Below are 16,718 nucleotides of genomic sequence, written 5' to 3'. Positions count from 1 at the left end.
GGAGAACCTCGTGACACAGCCCCCGCGCGGCCGCCGCAGAGCCGTCGCGGCCACGCTGGCCGCCGCCCTCTGCGCGGCGCTCGCGCCCGCCATGCCGGCCGCCGCCGCCAAGCCGCCCGCCCCGCCCTCCGACCGGGCCATGGCCAAGGCCCCGACGCGGCACGACGCCAGCCGGGAGCAGTTCTACTTCGTGCTGCCCGACCGGTTCGCCAACGGCGACACCGCCAACGACCGCGGCGGGCTCACCGGCAGCCGGCTCGACCACGGCCACGACCCCGCCGACAAGGGCTTCTACCAGGGCGGCGACCTCAAGGGGCTCACCCAGCGGCTCGACTACATCAAGGGCCTCGGCACCACCGCCATCTGGATGGCGCCGATCTTCAAGAACCGGCCCGTGCAGGGCACCGGCAAGGACGCGACTGCCGGGTACCACGGCTACTGGATCACCGACTTCACCCAGGTCGACCCGCACTTCGGGACCAACAAGGACCTGGAGACCCTGATCGACAAGGCCCATGCCAAGGGCATGAAGGTCTACTTCGACGTCATCACCAACCACACCGCCGACACCGTCGACTACGCCGAGAAGGCCTACGGCTACCGCCCCAAGGGTTCCCACCCCTACCTCGACAAGGACGGCCGCCCCTTCGACGACCGCGCCGGTGTCGGACGCGTCGACGAGGACTCCTTCCCGTACACGCCGAAGGAGTCCGGCGGCAAGGTCCCGGCCTGGCTCAACGACCCGACGATGTACCACAACCGCGGCGACTCCACCTGGGCCGGTGAGAGCGCCGAGTACGGAGACTTCGCCGGCCTCGACGACCTGTGGACCGAACGCCCCGAAGTCGTCGACGGCATGAAGAAGATCTACGAGAAGTGGGTCCGGGACTTCGACATCGACGGCTTCCGGATCGACACCGTCAAACACGTCGACCTCGACTTCTGGACGCAGTGGGCCACCGCCCTCGACGCGTACGCCGCCAAGCGGGGCCGTGAGGACTTCTTCATGTTCGGCGAGGTGTACTCCGCCGACACCGCCGTCACCTCCCCGTACGTCACCCGCGGCCGCCTCGACGCCACCCTCGACTTCCCCTTCCAGGACGCCGTCCGCGCCTACGCCTCGCAGGGCGCCGGCGCCGACCGCCTCGCCCGCGTCTTCGCCGACGACTACCGGTACACCACCGACAAGGCCAACGCCTACGGTCAGGTGACCTTCCTCGGCAACCACGACATGGGCCGCGTCGGCACCTTCCTGAAGCAGGACAACCCCAAGGCCGACGACGCCGAACTCCTGCGCCGCGCCCGGCTCGCGAACGAGGTGATGTTCCTCAGCCGTGGCAACCCCGTCGTCTACTACGGCGACGAGCAGGGCTTCACCGGCTCCGGCGGCGACAAGGACGCCCGGCAGACCCTCTTCGCGTCGAAGACCCCCGACTACCTCGACGACGACCAGCTCGGCACGGACCGTACGCACGCCGACGACGCCTACGACACCAGCCACCCGCTGTACCGCTCGATCGCCGCACTCTCCAAGCTCACCCGCGAGCACCCGGCGCTGCGGGACGGCGTCCAGCAGCAGCGCCACGCCAAGGACTCCGTCCACGCCGTCTCGCGTACGGACGCCACGACCGGGACCGAATACCTGGTCGCGACGAACAACGCCACCACCGACAAGACGGTGACCGTCCCCACCGACTCCGGTGACGCCGCGGACTTCCGTGTGCTGTACGGCGGTTCGGGCACCGTCCGCGCCGCCGACGGGCAGCTCACGCTCACCGTCCCCGCGCTCTCCTCGCTCGTCCTGCGCGCCACACGGCCCCTGCCCGCGGCGGCCACCGCGCCGTCCCTGACGCTCACGGCCCCCGCCGCCGGAGCCACCGGCACCGTCGAGATCTCCGCGGCCCCGGCCGGCGGCCGGCTCAACCGGGTCGTCTTCGCCGCCCAGGTGGGCAATGGCACATGGCACACCCTCGGCACCGCCGACCACGCGCCGTACAAGGTGACACACCACCTCGACGCCCCGGCCGGTACGCCCGTGCGCTACAAGGCCGTCGTCGTCGACAGCGCCGGCCGGACCGCGAACGCGCACGCCACCACCACCGCGGGCCAGACCCCGCCGCCCGGCAAGCCCACCGCCGTCGAGCGCACCTACGCCGTCGTCCACTACAAGCGGCCCGCCGGAGACTACGACGGCTGGCAGCTCAAGGCCGCCGACGGCAGTCTGACCGGACGGTTCACCGGACGGGACGCGTACGGCGCCTTCGCCTGGGTCCGCCTCCCCGAGGGCGCCACCACCCTCTCGTACACCGTCGAGCAGAACGGCACCTCCGACGGGCCGCGGCGCACCATCACCCTCGCCCGCACCGGCGAGGTCTGGATCGAGCAGGGCAAGGACGGCCAGGCCGACACCGCCCCCGACGGCGCCCGCCCGCCGCAGGACACCACCAAAGCCGTCGTGCACTACCAGCGCCCCGACGGCGACTACGACGGCTGGGGCCTGCACACCTGGACCGGCGCCGCGCAGCCGACCGACTGGGCCAAGCCGCTGATGCCCGTCCGGCAGGACGCGTACGGCGTCACCTACGAGGTGCCGCTCGCCGCAGGGGCCACCTCCCTCAGCTACATCCTCCACAAGGGCGACCAGAAGGACCTGCCCCAGGACCAGTCGCTGAGCTTCGCCACCCACGGCCGGGAGGCCTGGCTCCTCGCCGGGCAGCCCGCCTACCTCCTCCCGCAGACAGGCGCCGCCCCCACCCTCGACCTCACCAAGTCCGAGGCCCACTTCATCGACCGCACCACCGTCGTCTGGAAGGTGAAGGCGACCGACGCCACCAGCCAGCAGCTGGTGTACGCCCCCGACGGCTCCATCCGGGTCGTCGACGGCGCCCTGTCCGACGAAGGACGGTGGCTGCGGCTCACCCCCGCCACCCTCACTGACGCCCAGAAGGCCAAGCACCCCCACCTCAAGGAGTACCCGGCCTTCACCGTCGACCCGCGCGACCGCGACCGGGTCACCACCGCCCTGCGCGGCCAGCTCATCGCCACCCAGCGGGCCGCCAACGGCGCCCTGCTCGCCGCGACCGGCGTCCAGATCCCCGGCGTCCTCGACGACCTGTACGCCCCCAAGGCCACCGGCGCCGCCCTCGGCCCCGTCTTCACCAAGGGACGCCCGACCCTGTCCGTCTGGGCCCCCACAGCCCGCACCGTCTCCCTCGACCTCGACGGCAAGGCCGTGCCGATGCGCCGCGACGACGCCTCCGGCGTCTGGTCGGTCACCGGCCCGGCGAGCTGGCGCGGCAAGCCGTACCGCTACAACGTCACCGTGTACGCGCCCAGCGTCCAGCGGCTCGTCACCAACCAGGTCACCGACCCCTACGCCACCGGACTCACCACCGACTCGGCCCGCAGCCTCGTCGTCGACCTGCGCGACCCCGCGCTCGCCCCCAAGGGCTGGTCCACGCTGAAGAAGCCGGCCGCCGTCCCGCTCAAGGACGCCCAGATCCAGGAGCTGCACATCCGCGACTTCTCCCTCGCGGACCGCACCTCCCGGCACCCCGGCGGCTACCTCGCCTTCACCGACCGCGACTCGGCCGGAATGAAGCACCTCACCGCCCTCGCCCGCAGCGGCACCTCCTACGTCCATCTGCTGCCCGCCTTCGACATCGGCACCATCCCCGAGAAGAAGTCCGACCAGACCGCCCCGGCCTGCGACCTCAAGGTCTACGCCCCCGACTCCGACGAACAGCAGGCGTGCGTCGCGGCCGCCGCCGCCAAGGACGCCTACAACTGGGGCTACGACCCGCTGCACTACACCGTCCCCGAGGGCTCCTACGCCTCCGACCCGGACGGCACCCGCCGCACGGTCGAATTCCGGCGGATGGTCCAGGGCCTCGGCGACGCCGGACTGCGCACGGTCATGGACGTCGTCTACAACCACACCGTCGCCAGCGGCCAGGACCCCAAGTCCGTGCTGGACCGGATCGTGCCCGGCTACTACCAGCGCCTGCTGGCCGACGGCTCCGTCGCCACCTCCACCTGCTGCGCCAACACCGCGCCCGAGCACGCCATGATGGGCAAGCTCGTCGTCGACTCGGTCGTCACCTGGGCCCGCGAGTACAAGGTGGACGGCTTCCGCTTCGACCTCATGGGCCACCACCCCAAGGCGAACATCCTCGCCGTCCGCGAGGCCCTCGACGCGCTGACCGTCGAGAAGGACGGCGTCGACGGCAAGAAGATCATCCTGTACGGGGAGGGCTGGAACTTCGGCGAGATCGCCGACGACGCCCGCTTCGTCCAGGCCACCCAGAAGAACATGGCCGGCACTGGCATCGCGACCTTCTCCGACCGGGCCCGCGACGCCGTCCGCGGCGGCGGCCCCTTCGACGAGGACCCGGGCGTCCAGGGCTTCGCCTCCGGCCTGTTCACCGACCCCGGCCCCTCGAAGGCGAACGGCACCCCCGCCGAGCAGAAGGCCCGCCTCCTGCACTACCAGGACCTGATCAAGGTCGGCCTCTCCGGCAACCTCGCCGCGTACACCTTCACCGACACCCGCGGCCGTACGGTCAAGGGCTCCGAGGTCGACTACAACGGCGCCCCGGCCGGGTACGCCGCCGCCCCCGGCGACGCCCTCGCCTACGCCGACGCCCACGACAACGAAACCCTCTACGACGCGCTCGCCTTCAAACTGCCGGCCACCACGTCCCCAGGGGACCGGGCCAGGATGCAGGTGCTCGCCATGGCCACGGCCACCCTCTCCCAGGGCCCGGCGCTCTCCCAGGCCGGCTCCGACCTGCTGCGCTCCAAGTCCCTGGACCGCAACTCCTACGACAGCGGCGACTGGTTCAACGCGATCCACTGGGACTGCCGCGACGGCAACGGCTTCGGCCGGGGCCTGCCGCCGGCCGCCGACAACCGCGCCAAGTGGCCGTACGCCAAGCCGCTGCTCACCCAGAGCGCGCTGACCGTCGGCTGCCCGCAGATCGACGGCGCGGCCGCCGCCTACCGCGACCTGCAGAAGATCCGCACCACGGAACCGGCCTTCGGCCTCGCCACCGCCGGTGACGTGCAGTCCCAGCTGTCGTTCCCGCTCTCCGGGCCGGACGAGACCCCCGGCGTGATCACCATGAAGCTCGGTGACCTCGTCGTGGTCTTCAACGCCACCCCCGAGCGGCACACCCAGCGCATCGCGGACCTGGCCGGCGCTCCCTACGCCCTGCACCCCGTGCAGGCGTCCGGCACGGACACCACTGTCAAGTCCGCGTCCTACGAGGCGAGTTCGGGCACCTTCACGGTCCCGGCGCGCACCGTGGCGGTGTTCCGCCGGAGCTGACCTCGCGAGGACGGGCCCGGCCGGGACACCCCGGCCGGGCCCGCCCCAGCTCACGTCAGTTCCTTCTCCAGCAGCGTGACGCCGTACCGGCTGCCGTCCGCCGCCACCTTCCCCGGCTGCTCGCCGACGACGCGGTACCCCGCCTCCTCGTAGTACGTCCGCAGCCGCGGATTGCTCGACAGGCAATCCAGCCGGGCCAGCCGCCGCCCGCCCCGCGCGATCCGCCGCTCGGCGTGCGCCAGCAGCGCCCGGCCCGATCCGGCGGGCGCGGCCGCCCGGTCCGTCATCAGCCGGTGCACATATCCGGCCACCGGCGGCTGCGGCCCCCAGGCCGGTTCGTCGTCCCACCACAGCTCGTACGCACCGACAGCCCGCCCCGAACCGTCGGCCGCCAGCCACAGCTCACCCTCCCGCATCCTGCTCCGGAAGTGCGCCGCGTCCTTCTCGCCGGGCTTCCACTGCGCGATGCCCATGGTTCGCATCCAGGACGCGGCTCCGTCGTACAGGTCCACGAACCTGCCGATGTCGTTCTCTTCGGCCGTCCGGAAGGTGAGTTGTGCCGTCATGACGATCACCATAAGGGTGAGCTCAGACAGCCGTACGACCGCACCGTGACCGGGAGTGACCATGCCGCAGATCACCGTCGACTACTCCGCGTCCCTCGACGACACCTTCGACCGCCGGGGGTTCGCGCTCGCGCTGCACCCGGTCGTCGGCGAGACGATCCGCACGCACATCGACAACTGCAAGTCCCGATTCCGCCGCGCCGAGGAGACGGTCTGCGGGGACGGCGCCGACGACGACGCGGTCGTCCACGTCACCATCGCGATCATGGCCGGGCGGGCGCCGGAGGCCAAGACCCGCCTCGCCGAAGCCGTCGTCGAGCTCCTGCCCCGGCACCTCAAGTCGCCGGAAGGTGTACGGATCTCCGCCGAGGTACGCGACCTCGAACCCGCCTACCGCAGGCGCTGAGCCGGGACGTGCGCCCCGGCACCGGAGGTGACGGCGGGCGCCAGGGCGAGCAGCCGGCCGACGAGGTCACCGAAGGGGCCGTCGGCCGGTTCCTCGGCGAGGATGGCCAGCAGGATCGACGCCATCTCCGAGTCGTACGCCGCGCTCACGGCGGCCAGCGCCGCGAAGTCGTGCACCAGCTGCAACTCCAGCTCGGCACGCGGCACCCGGCGCCCGTCCAGCCAGATCAGCGCCGTCGACTCGGCGAGCGACACCCACGACCGCACGACCAGTTCCAGCCGGGCCGGCGGGTCGGTGATCCCGAGGTGCGCGACGATCTGCTCGTACGCGGCCTGCCGCACCTCGTCGATCATCGCGTGGGTGGTCGACGAGCCGACCGCCGGGCCGCCCCGCATCAGCGCCCAGAAACCCGGCCCGTGCTCGTCCACGAAGTCGAAGAAACGGCCCATCACCCTCAGCAGCCGCGCCCCCAGAGGCCCTTGGTGCGGCTCAATGAACCGGGCGGCCAGCTCGTCGGCGGCCCGCCGCAGCGCCGCCTCGTACAGACTCTGCTTGCCGGGGAAGTAGTGGTAGACCAGCGGCCGTGAGATCCCGGCGGCGGCCGCGATCTCGTCGATCGACACCTCGTCGGGGGAGCGGTGGCTGAACAGCTCCAGCGCCACCCCGATCAGCTGCTGCCTGCGCTGCTCGACGCCCATCCTGCGGCGTACCCCGGTCGTCATGCGAACAGCCTAACCGTCGTCGGTTACGCTCCCACGACATGAGCGCTTCTGACCAGGACACGCCGCAGGCAGCGGCCGAGGGCCTGACCCCCAGGCAGGCCCGCCGGCTGCGGATCGTCGTCGCCTCCGTGCTGCTGGTGACCCTGGCCACGGTCCTCGCCGTACGGCTGGCCAGCCGTACCTCCGTACTGGTCGTCGGGGTGTACGGACTGGCCATGATCCTGTGCGGTGTGGTGATCGAACTCTCCCGCAACGGCCGTACCCGCCTGGGCACCTGGCTCCTCGGGGGCGGGCTGCTCACCGCGCTCGCCGCCGACTGGTTCCTGCTGCCGTAAGGCGCACGTGCGGCGAGGGCCACACGTCCGGGACCAGCCGGGCTACAGGTCCAGGACCAGCCGGGGGCCCGTGCAGCGCGAGACGCAGATCAGCATCGAGTCGCCCCGCTCGGAGTCGGTGAGCAGCTCGTCGCGGTGGTCGATCTCGCCCTCCAGGACCCGCTGTTGGCAGGTGCCGCAGAAGCCCTGTTCGCAGGAGTACGACACATGGGGCAGCTCGGCGCGGACGGCGGCCAGCACCGACTGGTCCGCGGCGACCGCCACCGTATGCCCCGAGCGGCGCAGTTCGACCTCGAAGGCGCCGCCGGGGGCGGTGGCACCCGGCGCGAACCGTTCGAGCCGGGGCTCCCTGCCGTCCGGAAGCGCGGCGGTGACGGCGTCCATCAGGCCGTCGGGGCCGCAGCAGTACACCGCCGTCTCCGCCGGCACCCCGGCCAGGAAGGACAGGTCGGGCAGGCCTTCCTCGTCCTCGGCGACGACCGTCACGCGCGCGTCGGCGCCGTCGAGCTTCCCGATCTCGTCGAGGTACGGCATCGTCGCCCGGGCGCGCCCGCAGTACAGCAGCCGCCAGTCCGCTCCGGCCGCGTCGGCCGCGCGCAGCATGGGCAGGACCGGGGTGATGCCGATGCCTCCGGCGACGAAGAGATAGGCCGGGGCGTCGACCAGGGGGAAGCGGTTGCGCGGCCCGCGGAGCTCGACCTCGGTGCCCTCGTGGAGCTGTTCATGCACCTCACGGGAGCCGCCGCGGCCGCCGAACTCCGGCTCGATCAGCCGGGTCGCGACGGTGTACGCGCCGGTGTCGGCCGGGTCGCCGCAGAGCGAGTACTGCCGTACGAGACCCGACGGCAGGACCAGGTCCACGTGCGCGCCCGGCTCCCAGGACGGCAGCCCGGCGCCTTCCAGCCGGAGCTGGACGACGCCTTCGGCGGGCGTGGTCCGCTCGGCGACCAGGGCCCGGAGGGTGACGGTGGAGTGCCGGCCCCGGCCGGAGACGGGCTCGTCCAGGGCGGGCATCGGCCACAGCGGGGACGCCTCGATCCGGCGGCCCATGGCGCGCTTGGCGCGGGCGGCGACCAGCGCGGCCCCGGCCACCACGACGACGGTGGTGAGTCGTTTCATCAGCGGCCTCCGTTGGCGCCGGGGGAGCTCGCGAGATAGGCGACGGCCTGCTCGGTGGAGCCCTCCTGCGAGGGGTGGTAGCCGCGGCTCAGATAGCGCGGGATGGACCGCAGCATGTCCTGGGTGGAGGGCAGCAGGCCCTCGCGCCCCTTGCGGACGAGCTGCGCCACCGACGCCCTGCCGTCGGTCAGGGTCGGGTCGTTCTCCATGAAGAAGCGGGCGCCGCGCTGCCAGAAGAAGACCAGCGCGGTGAAGGCCGCGGCCCAGGTGCGCACGCGCCGCCGGTAGCCGCCGTCGAGGTGCATGAACAGCTCGAAGGCGACCGAGCGGTGCTCGACCTCCTCCGCGCCGTGCCAGCGCAGCAGATCGAGCATGGCGGGGTCGGCGCCGCGCCGGTCGAGCTCCTCGGCGTTGAGGACCCAGTTGCCGAGGAACGCGGTGTAGTGCTCAATCGCGGCGATCAGCGCGACCCGCTCCATGAGCCACCACCGCCGCGGCCTGCCGGGCGGCAGCGTCCGGTCGCCGAGCAGCTTCTCGAAGAACCAGTCCACCTGCGCGGTGTACGGGGTCGGGTCGAGCCCCAGCTCCTTGAGGCGCGGCAGGACGTCGTCATGGGCCTGCGAGTGGACGGCCTCCTGCCCGATGAAGCCGATGACGTCCTCGCGCAGCCGGTCGTCGGTGATGAGCGGCAGCACCTGCTTGTAGACGTGGATGAACCAGCGTTCGCCCGCGGGGAGCAGCAGATGGAGCACGTTGATCGTGTGCGTGGTGAAGGGGTCGCCGGGAACCCAGTGGAGCGGGGTCTCCTGCCAGTCGAAGGAGACCTTCCGGGCCTTGAGGGGTATGTGCTCCGACGCCACCGGTGCAGGCTGCGTATTAGACATGGCGTCAATGTACTGACGGGTAAGCGCGGGCGACAGGGGCGTGCAGAGGGAATTTCGCCGGGGCACGGCGGCGGGGCCTGCGGGGCCGGGTCCGGGGGTGGGGCTCGGGCTCCGGGTCCGCGGGCCGGGGCCGGGGCCCGGGGGGCCGGGTCCGGGGGTGGGGCTCGGGGCCGCTCGCCAACCGCGGGGTGCCGACCGCGGGCGCGCACCCGGCCCGGGCGTCCGGCCCGGGGGCGGGGGCCGACCGCAGACCCCGGGCCGCCGACCGCGCCCGCAGGCGCCGCGTCCGGCGGCAGGCCGCGGGGTCCCGGCTACTGCCGCCCTCCGGCCGGTCCGCGTCAGCGCAGAGCGCCCACCCGGGCCCCGTCCTGTGTGCGGCCTGTCAGCTGGGCCCGGGTGCCCGGCTTCGTGCGGGCCGCCAGCAGGCGGCCCTCCGCATGCGCCCGGACGCCGCCCGAGGTGTCCAGGGATGTGAAGGAGGGGCCGCCGGCCGCCAGGACGTACCACTGGCCGCCCCGCGCCTGCCACAACACCCCCGCCAGCACCCGCGGATCACGCGGACCGCAGACCGGCGACTCCTCCGCCTTCGCCGCCACCGCGCCCGGCGCCCCCGGCTGGGCGGACGGCGCCTGGAACTGGGCCAGCACCCGCGCCCCCGTACCCCGCCAGGTCTCCGCGCGCGTACACAGCCACACCGCACTGCCGCCCCCCTCCGGCAGCCGCTGCCGCGCGAACTGCCAGGAGTTCACCGCCCGCACCCCGTGCCCGCGGACCGACGGCAGCAGACACGCCGTCCGCGCCCACGCGGCCCGCGCCGCCGGGGACGCCACCTCGCCGGGCGCCGCCGGAGGACCCCAGGTGAGCCGGGCCAAAGTCAGCTCGCCCAGGTCGGTCAGCAGCCGCACCGCCATCCCGTCGCCGACCTCCAGCACGTCCCAGGACCGGCAGTCCCGGGCCTGCGCCGGGCTCGGCACGGGATCCGTCACCCCGTACGCGTCCCGCCGCAGCGCCCTCGGCGCCCCGTCCGGTACGAGCAGATCCCGTACCCCCACCGTCCGCACCCAAGGCGCCGTCAGATAGCGGACGTTGCCCGCCGCCCGCCCCACCACCAGCGCCCCGGACGCGGCCATGTCCGCGCCGTCCGTCCGCGCGAAGTCCAGCGCCGCGCCACCCGTCCCGGCCACCGGCTCCGCGTACCGCACCACCCGCAGCCCGTCGTGGAACAGCACCACCCGCGCCGCATCCACCCGCCCCGCGAACAGCAGCTGCGGCGCCCCCATCGGCGGACCCGGCGGCGTGCCCGGCGTCGCCGACGCGAGGACCGTACGGCCCGGCCGCGCCCACACCGCCAGCGCACGCCGCAGCAATGCACTGTCACCGGTCAGATCGCCCCGCACCGGCCACACCGTGAAATCCGTCCGCGCCGAGCGCTGCCACACCGCCGGCGCCACCCGCCGCAGCCGCTCCGGATCGAGCGCCGCCTCCGACGCCGGATTGCGCGCGTACGACGGCGCCGCCGCCCCACCCGGCCCCCAGCCCTCACCCGGCAGCCCCAGCAGCGCCCCGCACACGGCCACCGCCGCCGCGGCCGCCACCGCCGCCCGGGCGTGCTGACGCCGCCGCATCAGATCCGTCGGCCGCGCCTGCAGCGAACAGGGGTCGAACTCCGCCGAGCCGAGCAGCGCGTACATCGCCCCGACCCCGTCGGCCTCCGCCAGCGCCGCACCCGGATCGGCCACCCCCGCGGCGGCCAGCACCCGCCGTACCTCCGCGTCGCCCTGCCGCTCCAGACCACGCAGCACATACGCCGCCCGCCCCGCCCCGGAGAGCGCCGACAGCCGCTGGTCGAGGGCGAGTTCATCGGCGCCGCCCGCCCTCGGGAAGACCCGCAGCCCCCACACCATCGGCAGCAGCGGCGGGAACTGCGCCCGGCTCGGCCAGGCCAGCCGCCGCAGCGGGCGCCCCGCCAGCAACGCCTGCCGCAGCACCTCACCGCGTACGTACGCGTACCCCGGATCGACCGCGTCCTCCGGGCGGCGCGGCCGGGCCGCAGCGGGCCCGCCGCCCCCCGTACGCCGCCGCGGCAGCGACCGCTGGACCAGCGAGTGCGCGGTCACCACCCGCCGGTTGCGCCCGAGGGAGGGCGGCAGCACGAGATACGCGATCCGCACCAGCCGTGGATAGTGCTCGACCAGCGCCGCTTCGGCCTGCTCGACATCGATGGGCGGGACGGTGGGGGAGGGGGCGAGTTCCTGGTTCTCCTGGGTGCTCACATTCAGCAGAACGAGCGAATCATGCGATGGTCACCTCGCCGTCCGGGCTACGCCGACGTGGTGACGAGCCGCCCGCGGATACGCTCCACCACCTCGTCCGCGACCCCCAGCCCCTCCCGTACGTACTTCTCCATCGACCCGTGCCGCACCGCCACCTCGTCCAGCGCCGCCGCCAGATACTCCGGCACCACCCCGACCAGTGACAGTGCGAGGTCAGGGTCCCCGCCCTGCGCCGCGAACCCTTTGATGAGCGGCGCGAACGCCTCCCGTACCGCCGGATTCACCGAGAGGTACTCGGCCAGGACGGTCTCCTCGTCCGCGCCCAGCAGCGTCAGCACGATCGTCGCGGCCCAGCCGGTCCGGTCCTTGCCCGCCGTGCAGTGGAACAGCAGCGGGCCCGCGCCGGGATCGCCGAGCTCGGTGAGGAACGCCCCGTACGACAGCCGCGCCGACTCGGCCGTGACGAAGGCCCGGTAGGTCCGCGCGAACACGGCGTGCGCCCGGCCGCCGCCGAGCTCCTGCTCGGCGAGGGCCGGCTCGGCGAGCAGCGTCTTCAGCTTGGCGGCCGGCGGCAGCCCGCTGGTCGCCAGCCAGTCCGCCAGCACGTCGGCGACCAGGAGCCGGCCGCCCGGGGGCACGTGGTCGGGGCGCTCGGCCCGCTCGGCGGCCGTACGGAAGTCGACGACGGTACGGATGCCCAGGCCGGCCACCGCCGGGTCGGCGGCCGGGTCCAGCCGGTCCAGCTGGGCCGACCGGAAGACAAGCCCGGGCCGCACCGCGCGCCCGCCCGGCAGGGGAGTGGAACCCAGGTCGCGCAGATTGGCGACGGTGGTGGCGGGGATGGCGGGCATGGGCGACTCCAGGAGGAAACGGGTGTATCGGTGCAAACCGTAACCGAGGGGAGGTCTCCCCAGAGGGTTCGTACGACTCCTGGCGTTCGCCCCCGTCCGCGTGATCGAAGGGGCAGGATGGGCTCATGCGTACGGAGCGAACCGTGGCGGCGGCCGTCCTCGCTGCCCTCATGCTGGTGACCGGTTGTGACAGCGCGCCCGAGGCGCCCGAGGAGGCCACCGGCACCCTGGAGCAGCTCGCCGCGAAGGCGGAGTGCGAGCCCAACATCCAGACCGACGCCGAAGAGCTCCGGCAGGCCAACTGCCGCACCAGAGACGGGAATTACATTCTGACCACATTCGCGACCGACCGCGGTCAGCGGGAGTGGATCAACGAGTCCAAGGACTACGGCGGTTCCTATCTGGTCGGCCGCAAGTGGGTCGTGGCCGGCGACGCCGAGGTCGTGACAGCGGTGCGCGGCCGGCTCGGCGGAACGGTCGAGACCGCCCCGCCGCACCAGCCGCACGCCCCGCACAGCGGTGCCCCGCACGGTGAGACGTCGCAGGGTCACACGTCACACGGTGCGGGGCACTGAGGCTCAGGCGCAGCGACGCCCGTCGTTGATGCAGCTCACCACCCCCTGCATGAGTCGGCTGTCGAAGACGTTGATGAAGTCGCCGTGATCGGTGATCGGCTTGTGGAGCTGCTCGGGGAAGGAGTCCACGGCGAACCGGGGCCCGCCCGCGGAGGGCGGCGGCACGTCGTAGACGATCCGCTGGACGAGCTGCGGAATGGCCCGGAAGCCGTTCGGGCACCGCCCGGCGGCGTCGGCGAAGGCGACATGGGTGCGGTGGTTGGCGCTGTCGGTGTTCCGCCCGTCCCAGCAGTTCTGGAACTTGAAGGTGCGCACCACCTGGCTGCCCTGCGGGCAGATCGGATATTTGTCCTTCAGCTGCCGGTTCTCGAATCCGGTGCAGCTCCAGGACGCGTTCGCGTTCGCGTCGCCGTTGGTGAACGCCTTGGCGTCACCGGTGATGATCCGCAGGAAACGGGGCATGGCCGTGACCTTCGAGACCGGGCTGCCGACGAAATTCAAGGTGACCTGCGACGGCGTCTGGATCTCTCCGACGTTCTGGTCCTTTCCGCCGCCGTCGGCATTGGCGTCGTTCTCGTTCTGCCCGTTCTGGAGCCGGAGCACGGGCCAGTAGTAGGTGGATTTGTCGCCCTGATTACGGCAGGTGGTGCGGCCGCGGGCGAGGTCGTCGTCGCTGGCGAAGGCGTCGTTGGCCTGGTTGCCGACATAGTCGTGCATATGGTGGGCGCCGTTGCTCACACCGGGCGCGACGATGACATTGTCCGGATTGAACTTTCCGTTCTGATTCCGTCCGCAATTGGTGATGAAGGTGCCCCGCGAAGCGCCGCTGCGCTGCCGGGGATTGCTGACATTGGGCTGTACGTTCCGGATGTCGACGAAGTCGGAGCCGACGGGCCCGTTGCCCCCCTGGCCCTGACCCTGCCCTTGACCTTGGTTCTGACCTTGGTCCTGGTTTTGGCCTTGGTCTTGGTTTTGGCCTTGGTCTTGGTCTTGATTCTGGCCCTGGTTCTGGTTCTGGTCCTGACCTTGGTTCAGGGTCTGGTTGGCTTCGTCGTCGGCGCGCAGGGTGCAGGGCGCCATGGCCTCCAGGCCCTGGGGGCGCTCGGCCTCCCGGTCGATCAGGGCCACGATTCGCTGGAGAATGACCAGCCGTTCGTTTCTCAGGGGCGCCAGGATCTGCTGCTCGCCGTAGCCCGGATCCTGGGCGATCCGCTGCTTGTTCTCGGCGAACCGCTGATACGCGGTGGTGATCTGGGTGTCGAGCGTGGCGAGTTCACGGTCCACCGCGCCGCGCACCCCCTGGGGGACCTGGCGCAGTTCATTGGCGGCCTCGGGGCAGTCGATCGTGGACATCAGCTGCTGCGGGGACTGCCCCTGTCCCTGCTGCTGCCGCGGGCCGGACCAGCCTTCGCCCGCGGATGCGTAGACATTCACGGCAACCAGCCCACCCCCGCCCAGAATCAGTGCGGCGGAGGCGGCGATCGCCCGGCCGGCCAGCGTCGAACGTTTTCGTGTGCGTCCCATGGAACTCCAATCCCGGGGAGGGAAGTAGCGCTCCGTTCCATACGGATGGGACGCGTGATGCGTTCAGCCCCGATCGAGAAAAGCGAGAACGGCCAGGACACGGCGATTGTCGTCGTCCGACACCTCAAGCCCCAGCTTCGCGAAAATGTTCGACGTGTGTTTGGCGATGGCCCGTTCCGTGACGACGAGTTGCCCCGCGATGGCCGTATTGGACCGGCCCTGGGCCATCAGTTCCAGGACCTCCCTTTCGCGCGGGGTGAGACCACCGAGCGGCTCCTCCTGGGAACGCCGGGACAGCAGCTGGGAAATCACCTGCGGATCCATCGCGGTCCCGCCCGCCGCCACCCGCCGTACCGCGTCGACGAATTGGTCCGCGTCGAAGACCCGGTCCTTGAGGAGATAGCCGACGCCGCCGTTGCCGTCCGCGAGGAGCTCACGCGCGTACAACTGCTCGACATGCTGGGACAGGACGAGCACGGGCAGCCCGGGCCGCGCCCGGCGCGCGGCGAGCGCGCACTGCAACCCCTCGTCCGTGTGCGACGGCGGCAGCCGGACGTCCACGACGGCGACGTCCGGCTCCAGCTCGGCGAGCGCCTTGGTCAGCTCCGGCCCGGACTCCACGGCGGCGAGAATCTCGCAGCCGTACGCCTGGAGGAGCCGCACGAGCCCGTCGCGCAGCAGGAAGAGGTCTTCGGCTAGGACAACGCGCAAGGGATCTCCATGGTGACCATGGTGGGACCGCCCGCGGGGCTGCTGACGGCCAGGACGCCGTCGAATGTACCGAGCCTGCGTTCGACCCCGGCGAGGCCCGAACCGCCGCCGACCGCCGCCCCGCCCCGGCCGTTGTCGCCGACCGACACGCGCAGCGCCCCCGCCGCGTACGACATGTCCACCCAGATCGCGTCCGCCTGCGCGTGCTTGACCGCGTTGGTCAGCAACTCGCTGACGGCGAAGTACGCCGCCGACTCCACCGGCGCCTCGGCGCGCACGGCGCCCTCGGGCAGGTCCACGTCCACCTGCACCGGCACCGGAAGGCGCAGCGCCAACGCCCGTACCGCGTCCGGCAGTCCGCGCTCGGCGAGCACCGGCGGATGGATCCCGCGGACCAGGTCGCGCAGCTCGGTCAGCGCCTCCGCGGAGTTCTGCCGGGCCATCGAGATCAGCTGCTTCGCCTGGGCCGGGTCCTTCTCGATCAGCGCCTCGATCGTGCTCAGATGCATGCCCATGGCGACCAGCCGGGCCTGCGCCCCGTCGTGCAGGTCCCGCTCGATCCGGCGCAGCTCGGCCGCCGAGGTGTCCACCGCGTCGTGCCGGGTCTCGGTCAGCCGGTCGATCCGCTCGGACAGCTCCGCCTCCAGCGGCCGGTCCAGCAGCGCCTTGGCGAGGGCGAAGTGCCCACGGAGCAATGTGCTGTTGTACCGAAGCCCCACGGCGAGGACCACAAGCCCGAGCGCCAGCGCCGCGAGAGCGCTCGCCTGGCTGTCCACCGGCACGAAGCCGAACCAGTACGGATCTTCGGTGAACACCCGCCACAGCCCCACCGCGAGCACCGCCCCTTCCACGGGGTAGAGCACGAGCGCCGCCGGCAGCAGCGCGACCAGATATCCCGCGGTCATGTCGACCAGCAGCCAGCGCAGGTCCCGCCAGGTCGCCGGGTCCTTCAGCAGCAGCAGGCACCGCTCGACGTGCCCGGCGATCCCGCCGCGCACGTCGGCGGGGACGGGTCGGTACGCGCGCCCGATCCTGATGTCCGTCCACCGCGCGGCCAGCAGCCGCCGCCGGTCGGCATGGGCCCGTACGGCGGCCAGCACCAGCGGGGTGGTGAGCACACCCACCCCGAGGGGGACCAGCGCGATCGAGACCACGCTGAAGACGAACAGCGCGGTCGACGCGACGATGCAGAGGAACGAGACCGCGAACCCCCGGACGGCGGACAGCAGTTGGCCGCGCAGATACTCCGCCGGTCTGGTCATGGTCGCGAACCTCTCCCCCTGTGTGGACACAGCCCCCGTGCACGGTCACATGGTGCCCGGCCGGTGCTCTGCCCCCATGATCCTCTCGGCAACCGCGCAGGTCACGGGGTTTCCCACCCGAGGCAAGGGTGTACCTGACACCACCCCCGTCGGCGGGTGGT

Annotated in this window: 13 protein-coding genes; 4 read left to right on the top strand and 9 right to left on the bottom strand. The window is 72.4% G+C overall.

What is annotated here, in order from left to right:
• Positions 1-91: 91 nt before the first annotated feature.
• On the top strand, positions 92-5,329 hold the full coding sequence (pulA, locus tag ACZ7LT_RS02285) for a pullulanase-type alpha-1,6-glucosidase (RefSeq protein WP_471234765.1): 5,238 nt from the start codon (positions 92-94) through the stop codon (positions 5,327-5,329).
• Positions 5,330-5,379: 50 nt separating this feature from the next.
• On the opposite strand, the gene ACZ7LT_RS02280 is transcribed toward pulA, so the two are convergent.
• The gene (locus ACZ7LT_RS02280; RefSeq protein ID WP_471232979.1) at positions 5,380-5,895 is read right to left on the bottom strand and encodes a GNAT family N-acetyltransferase; all 516 of its coding nucleotides are present in this window, start codon (positions 5,893-5,895) and stop codon (positions 5,380-5,382) included.
• Positions 5,896-5,956: 61 nt separating this feature from the next.
• Here ACZ7LT_RS02280 and ACZ7LT_RS02275 point away from each other — a divergent pair, with 61 nt between their 5' ends.
• Positions 5,957-6,301 carry a 5-carboxymethyl-2-hydroxymuconate Delta-isomerase gene (locus ACZ7LT_RS02275; protein WP_471232978.1) on the top strand — a complete coding sequence of 115 codons (345 nt, stop codon included), beginning with the start codon at positions 5,957-5,959 and terminating at the stop codon, positions 6,299-6,301.
• On the opposite strand, the gene ACZ7LT_RS02270 is transcribed toward ACZ7LT_RS02275, so the two are convergent.
• A complete protein-coding gene (locus ACZ7LT_RS02270; protein WP_471232977.1) occupies positions 6,286-7,023 on the bottom strand; it encodes a TetR/AcrR family transcriptional regulator in 738 nt (245 codons plus the stop codon). The genes ACZ7LT_RS02275 and ACZ7LT_RS02270 overlap by 16 nt on opposite strands.
• Before the next feature lie 38 nt (positions 7,024-7,061).
• Between ACZ7LT_RS02270 and ACZ7LT_RS02265 the strand changes: the two genes are divergently transcribed.
• Positions 7,062-7,358 (top strand): hypothetical protein, encoded by a 297-nt coding sequence (locus tag ACZ7LT_RS02265; RefSeq protein WP_471232975.1) that lies wholly within the window; start codon positions 7,062-7,064, stop codon positions 7,356-7,358.
• 42 nt (positions 7,359-7,400) lie between these two features.
• Here ACZ7LT_RS02265 and ACZ7LT_RS02260 read toward each other — a convergent pair whose 3' ends face one another.
• From ACZ7LT_RS02260 to ACZ7LT_RS02245, 4 genes are all read right to left on the bottom strand, one after another.
• Complete coding sequence (locus ACZ7LT_RS02260; protein WP_471232974.1) at positions 7,401-8,477, bottom strand: PDR/VanB family oxidoreductase; 1,077 nt, start codon at positions 8,475-8,477, stop codon at positions 7,401-7,403.
• The gene (locus ACZ7LT_RS02255) at positions 8,477-9,361 is read right to left on the bottom strand and encodes a metal-dependent hydrolase (protein WP_471232973.1); all 885 of its coding nucleotides are present in this window, start codon (positions 9,359-9,361) and stop codon (positions 8,477-8,479) included. The genes ACZ7LT_RS02260 and ACZ7LT_RS02255 overlap by 1 nt, the downstream gene beginning before the upstream one ends.
• 338 nt (positions 9,362-9,699) lie before the next feature.
• Complete coding sequence (locus ACZ7LT_RS02250; RefSeq protein ID WP_471232971.1) at positions 9,700-11,634, bottom strand: hypothetical protein; 1,935 nt, start codon at positions 11,632-11,634, stop codon at positions 9,700-9,702.
• 47 nt (positions 11,635-11,681) lie between these two features.
• A complete protein-coding gene (locus tag ACZ7LT_RS02245; RefSeq protein WP_471232969.1) occupies positions 11,682-12,485 on the bottom strand; it encodes a tyrosine-protein phosphatase in 804 nt (267 codons plus the stop codon).
• Positions 12,486-12,610: 125 nt separating this feature from the next.
• Between ACZ7LT_RS02245 and ACZ7LT_RS02240 the strand changes: the two genes are divergently transcribed.
• A complete protein-coding gene (locus ACZ7LT_RS02240; RefSeq protein WP_471232967.1) occupies positions 12,611-13,060 on the top strand; it encodes a hypothetical protein in 450 nt (149 codons plus the stop codon).
• A gap of 3 nt (positions 13,061-13,063) precedes the next feature.
• On the opposite strand, the gene ACZ7LT_RS02235 is transcribed toward ACZ7LT_RS02240, so the two are convergent.
• The 3 genes from ACZ7LT_RS02235 to ACZ7LT_RS02225 all read right to left on the bottom strand — a co-directional run bounded on the left by ACZ7LT_RS02235 (position 13,064) and on the right by ACZ7LT_RS02225 (position 16,557).
• Positions 13,064-14,584 carry a DUF1996 domain-containing protein gene (locus tag ACZ7LT_RS02235; protein WP_471232966.1) on the bottom strand — a complete coding sequence of 507 codons (1,521 nt, stop codon included), beginning with the start codon at positions 14,582-14,584 and terminating at the stop codon, positions 13,064-13,066.
• Positions 14,585-14,647: 63 nt separating this feature from the next.
• Positions 14,648-15,295, bottom strand: coding sequence for a LuxR C-terminal-related transcriptional regulator (locus ACZ7LT_RS02230; RefSeq protein WP_471232964.1), 648 nt, complete (start codon positions 15,293-15,295; stop codon positions 14,648-14,650).
• Positions 15,280-16,557 (bottom strand): sensor histidine kinase, encoded by a 1,278-nt coding sequence (locus ACZ7LT_RS02225; RefSeq protein WP_471232962.1) that lies wholly within the window; start codon positions 16,555-16,557, stop codon positions 15,280-15,282. Before ACZ7LT_RS02225 ends, ACZ7LT_RS02230 begins: the two co-directional genes overlap by 16 nt.
• Between the last annotated feature and the right edge of the window lie 161 nt (positions 16,558-16,718).

Source organism: Streptomyces sp. NPDC039465 (assembly GCF_055639315.1).
Note: the sequence above shows the minus strand (reverse complement) of the source record. Positions and strands in the feature narration are given on the sequence as shown.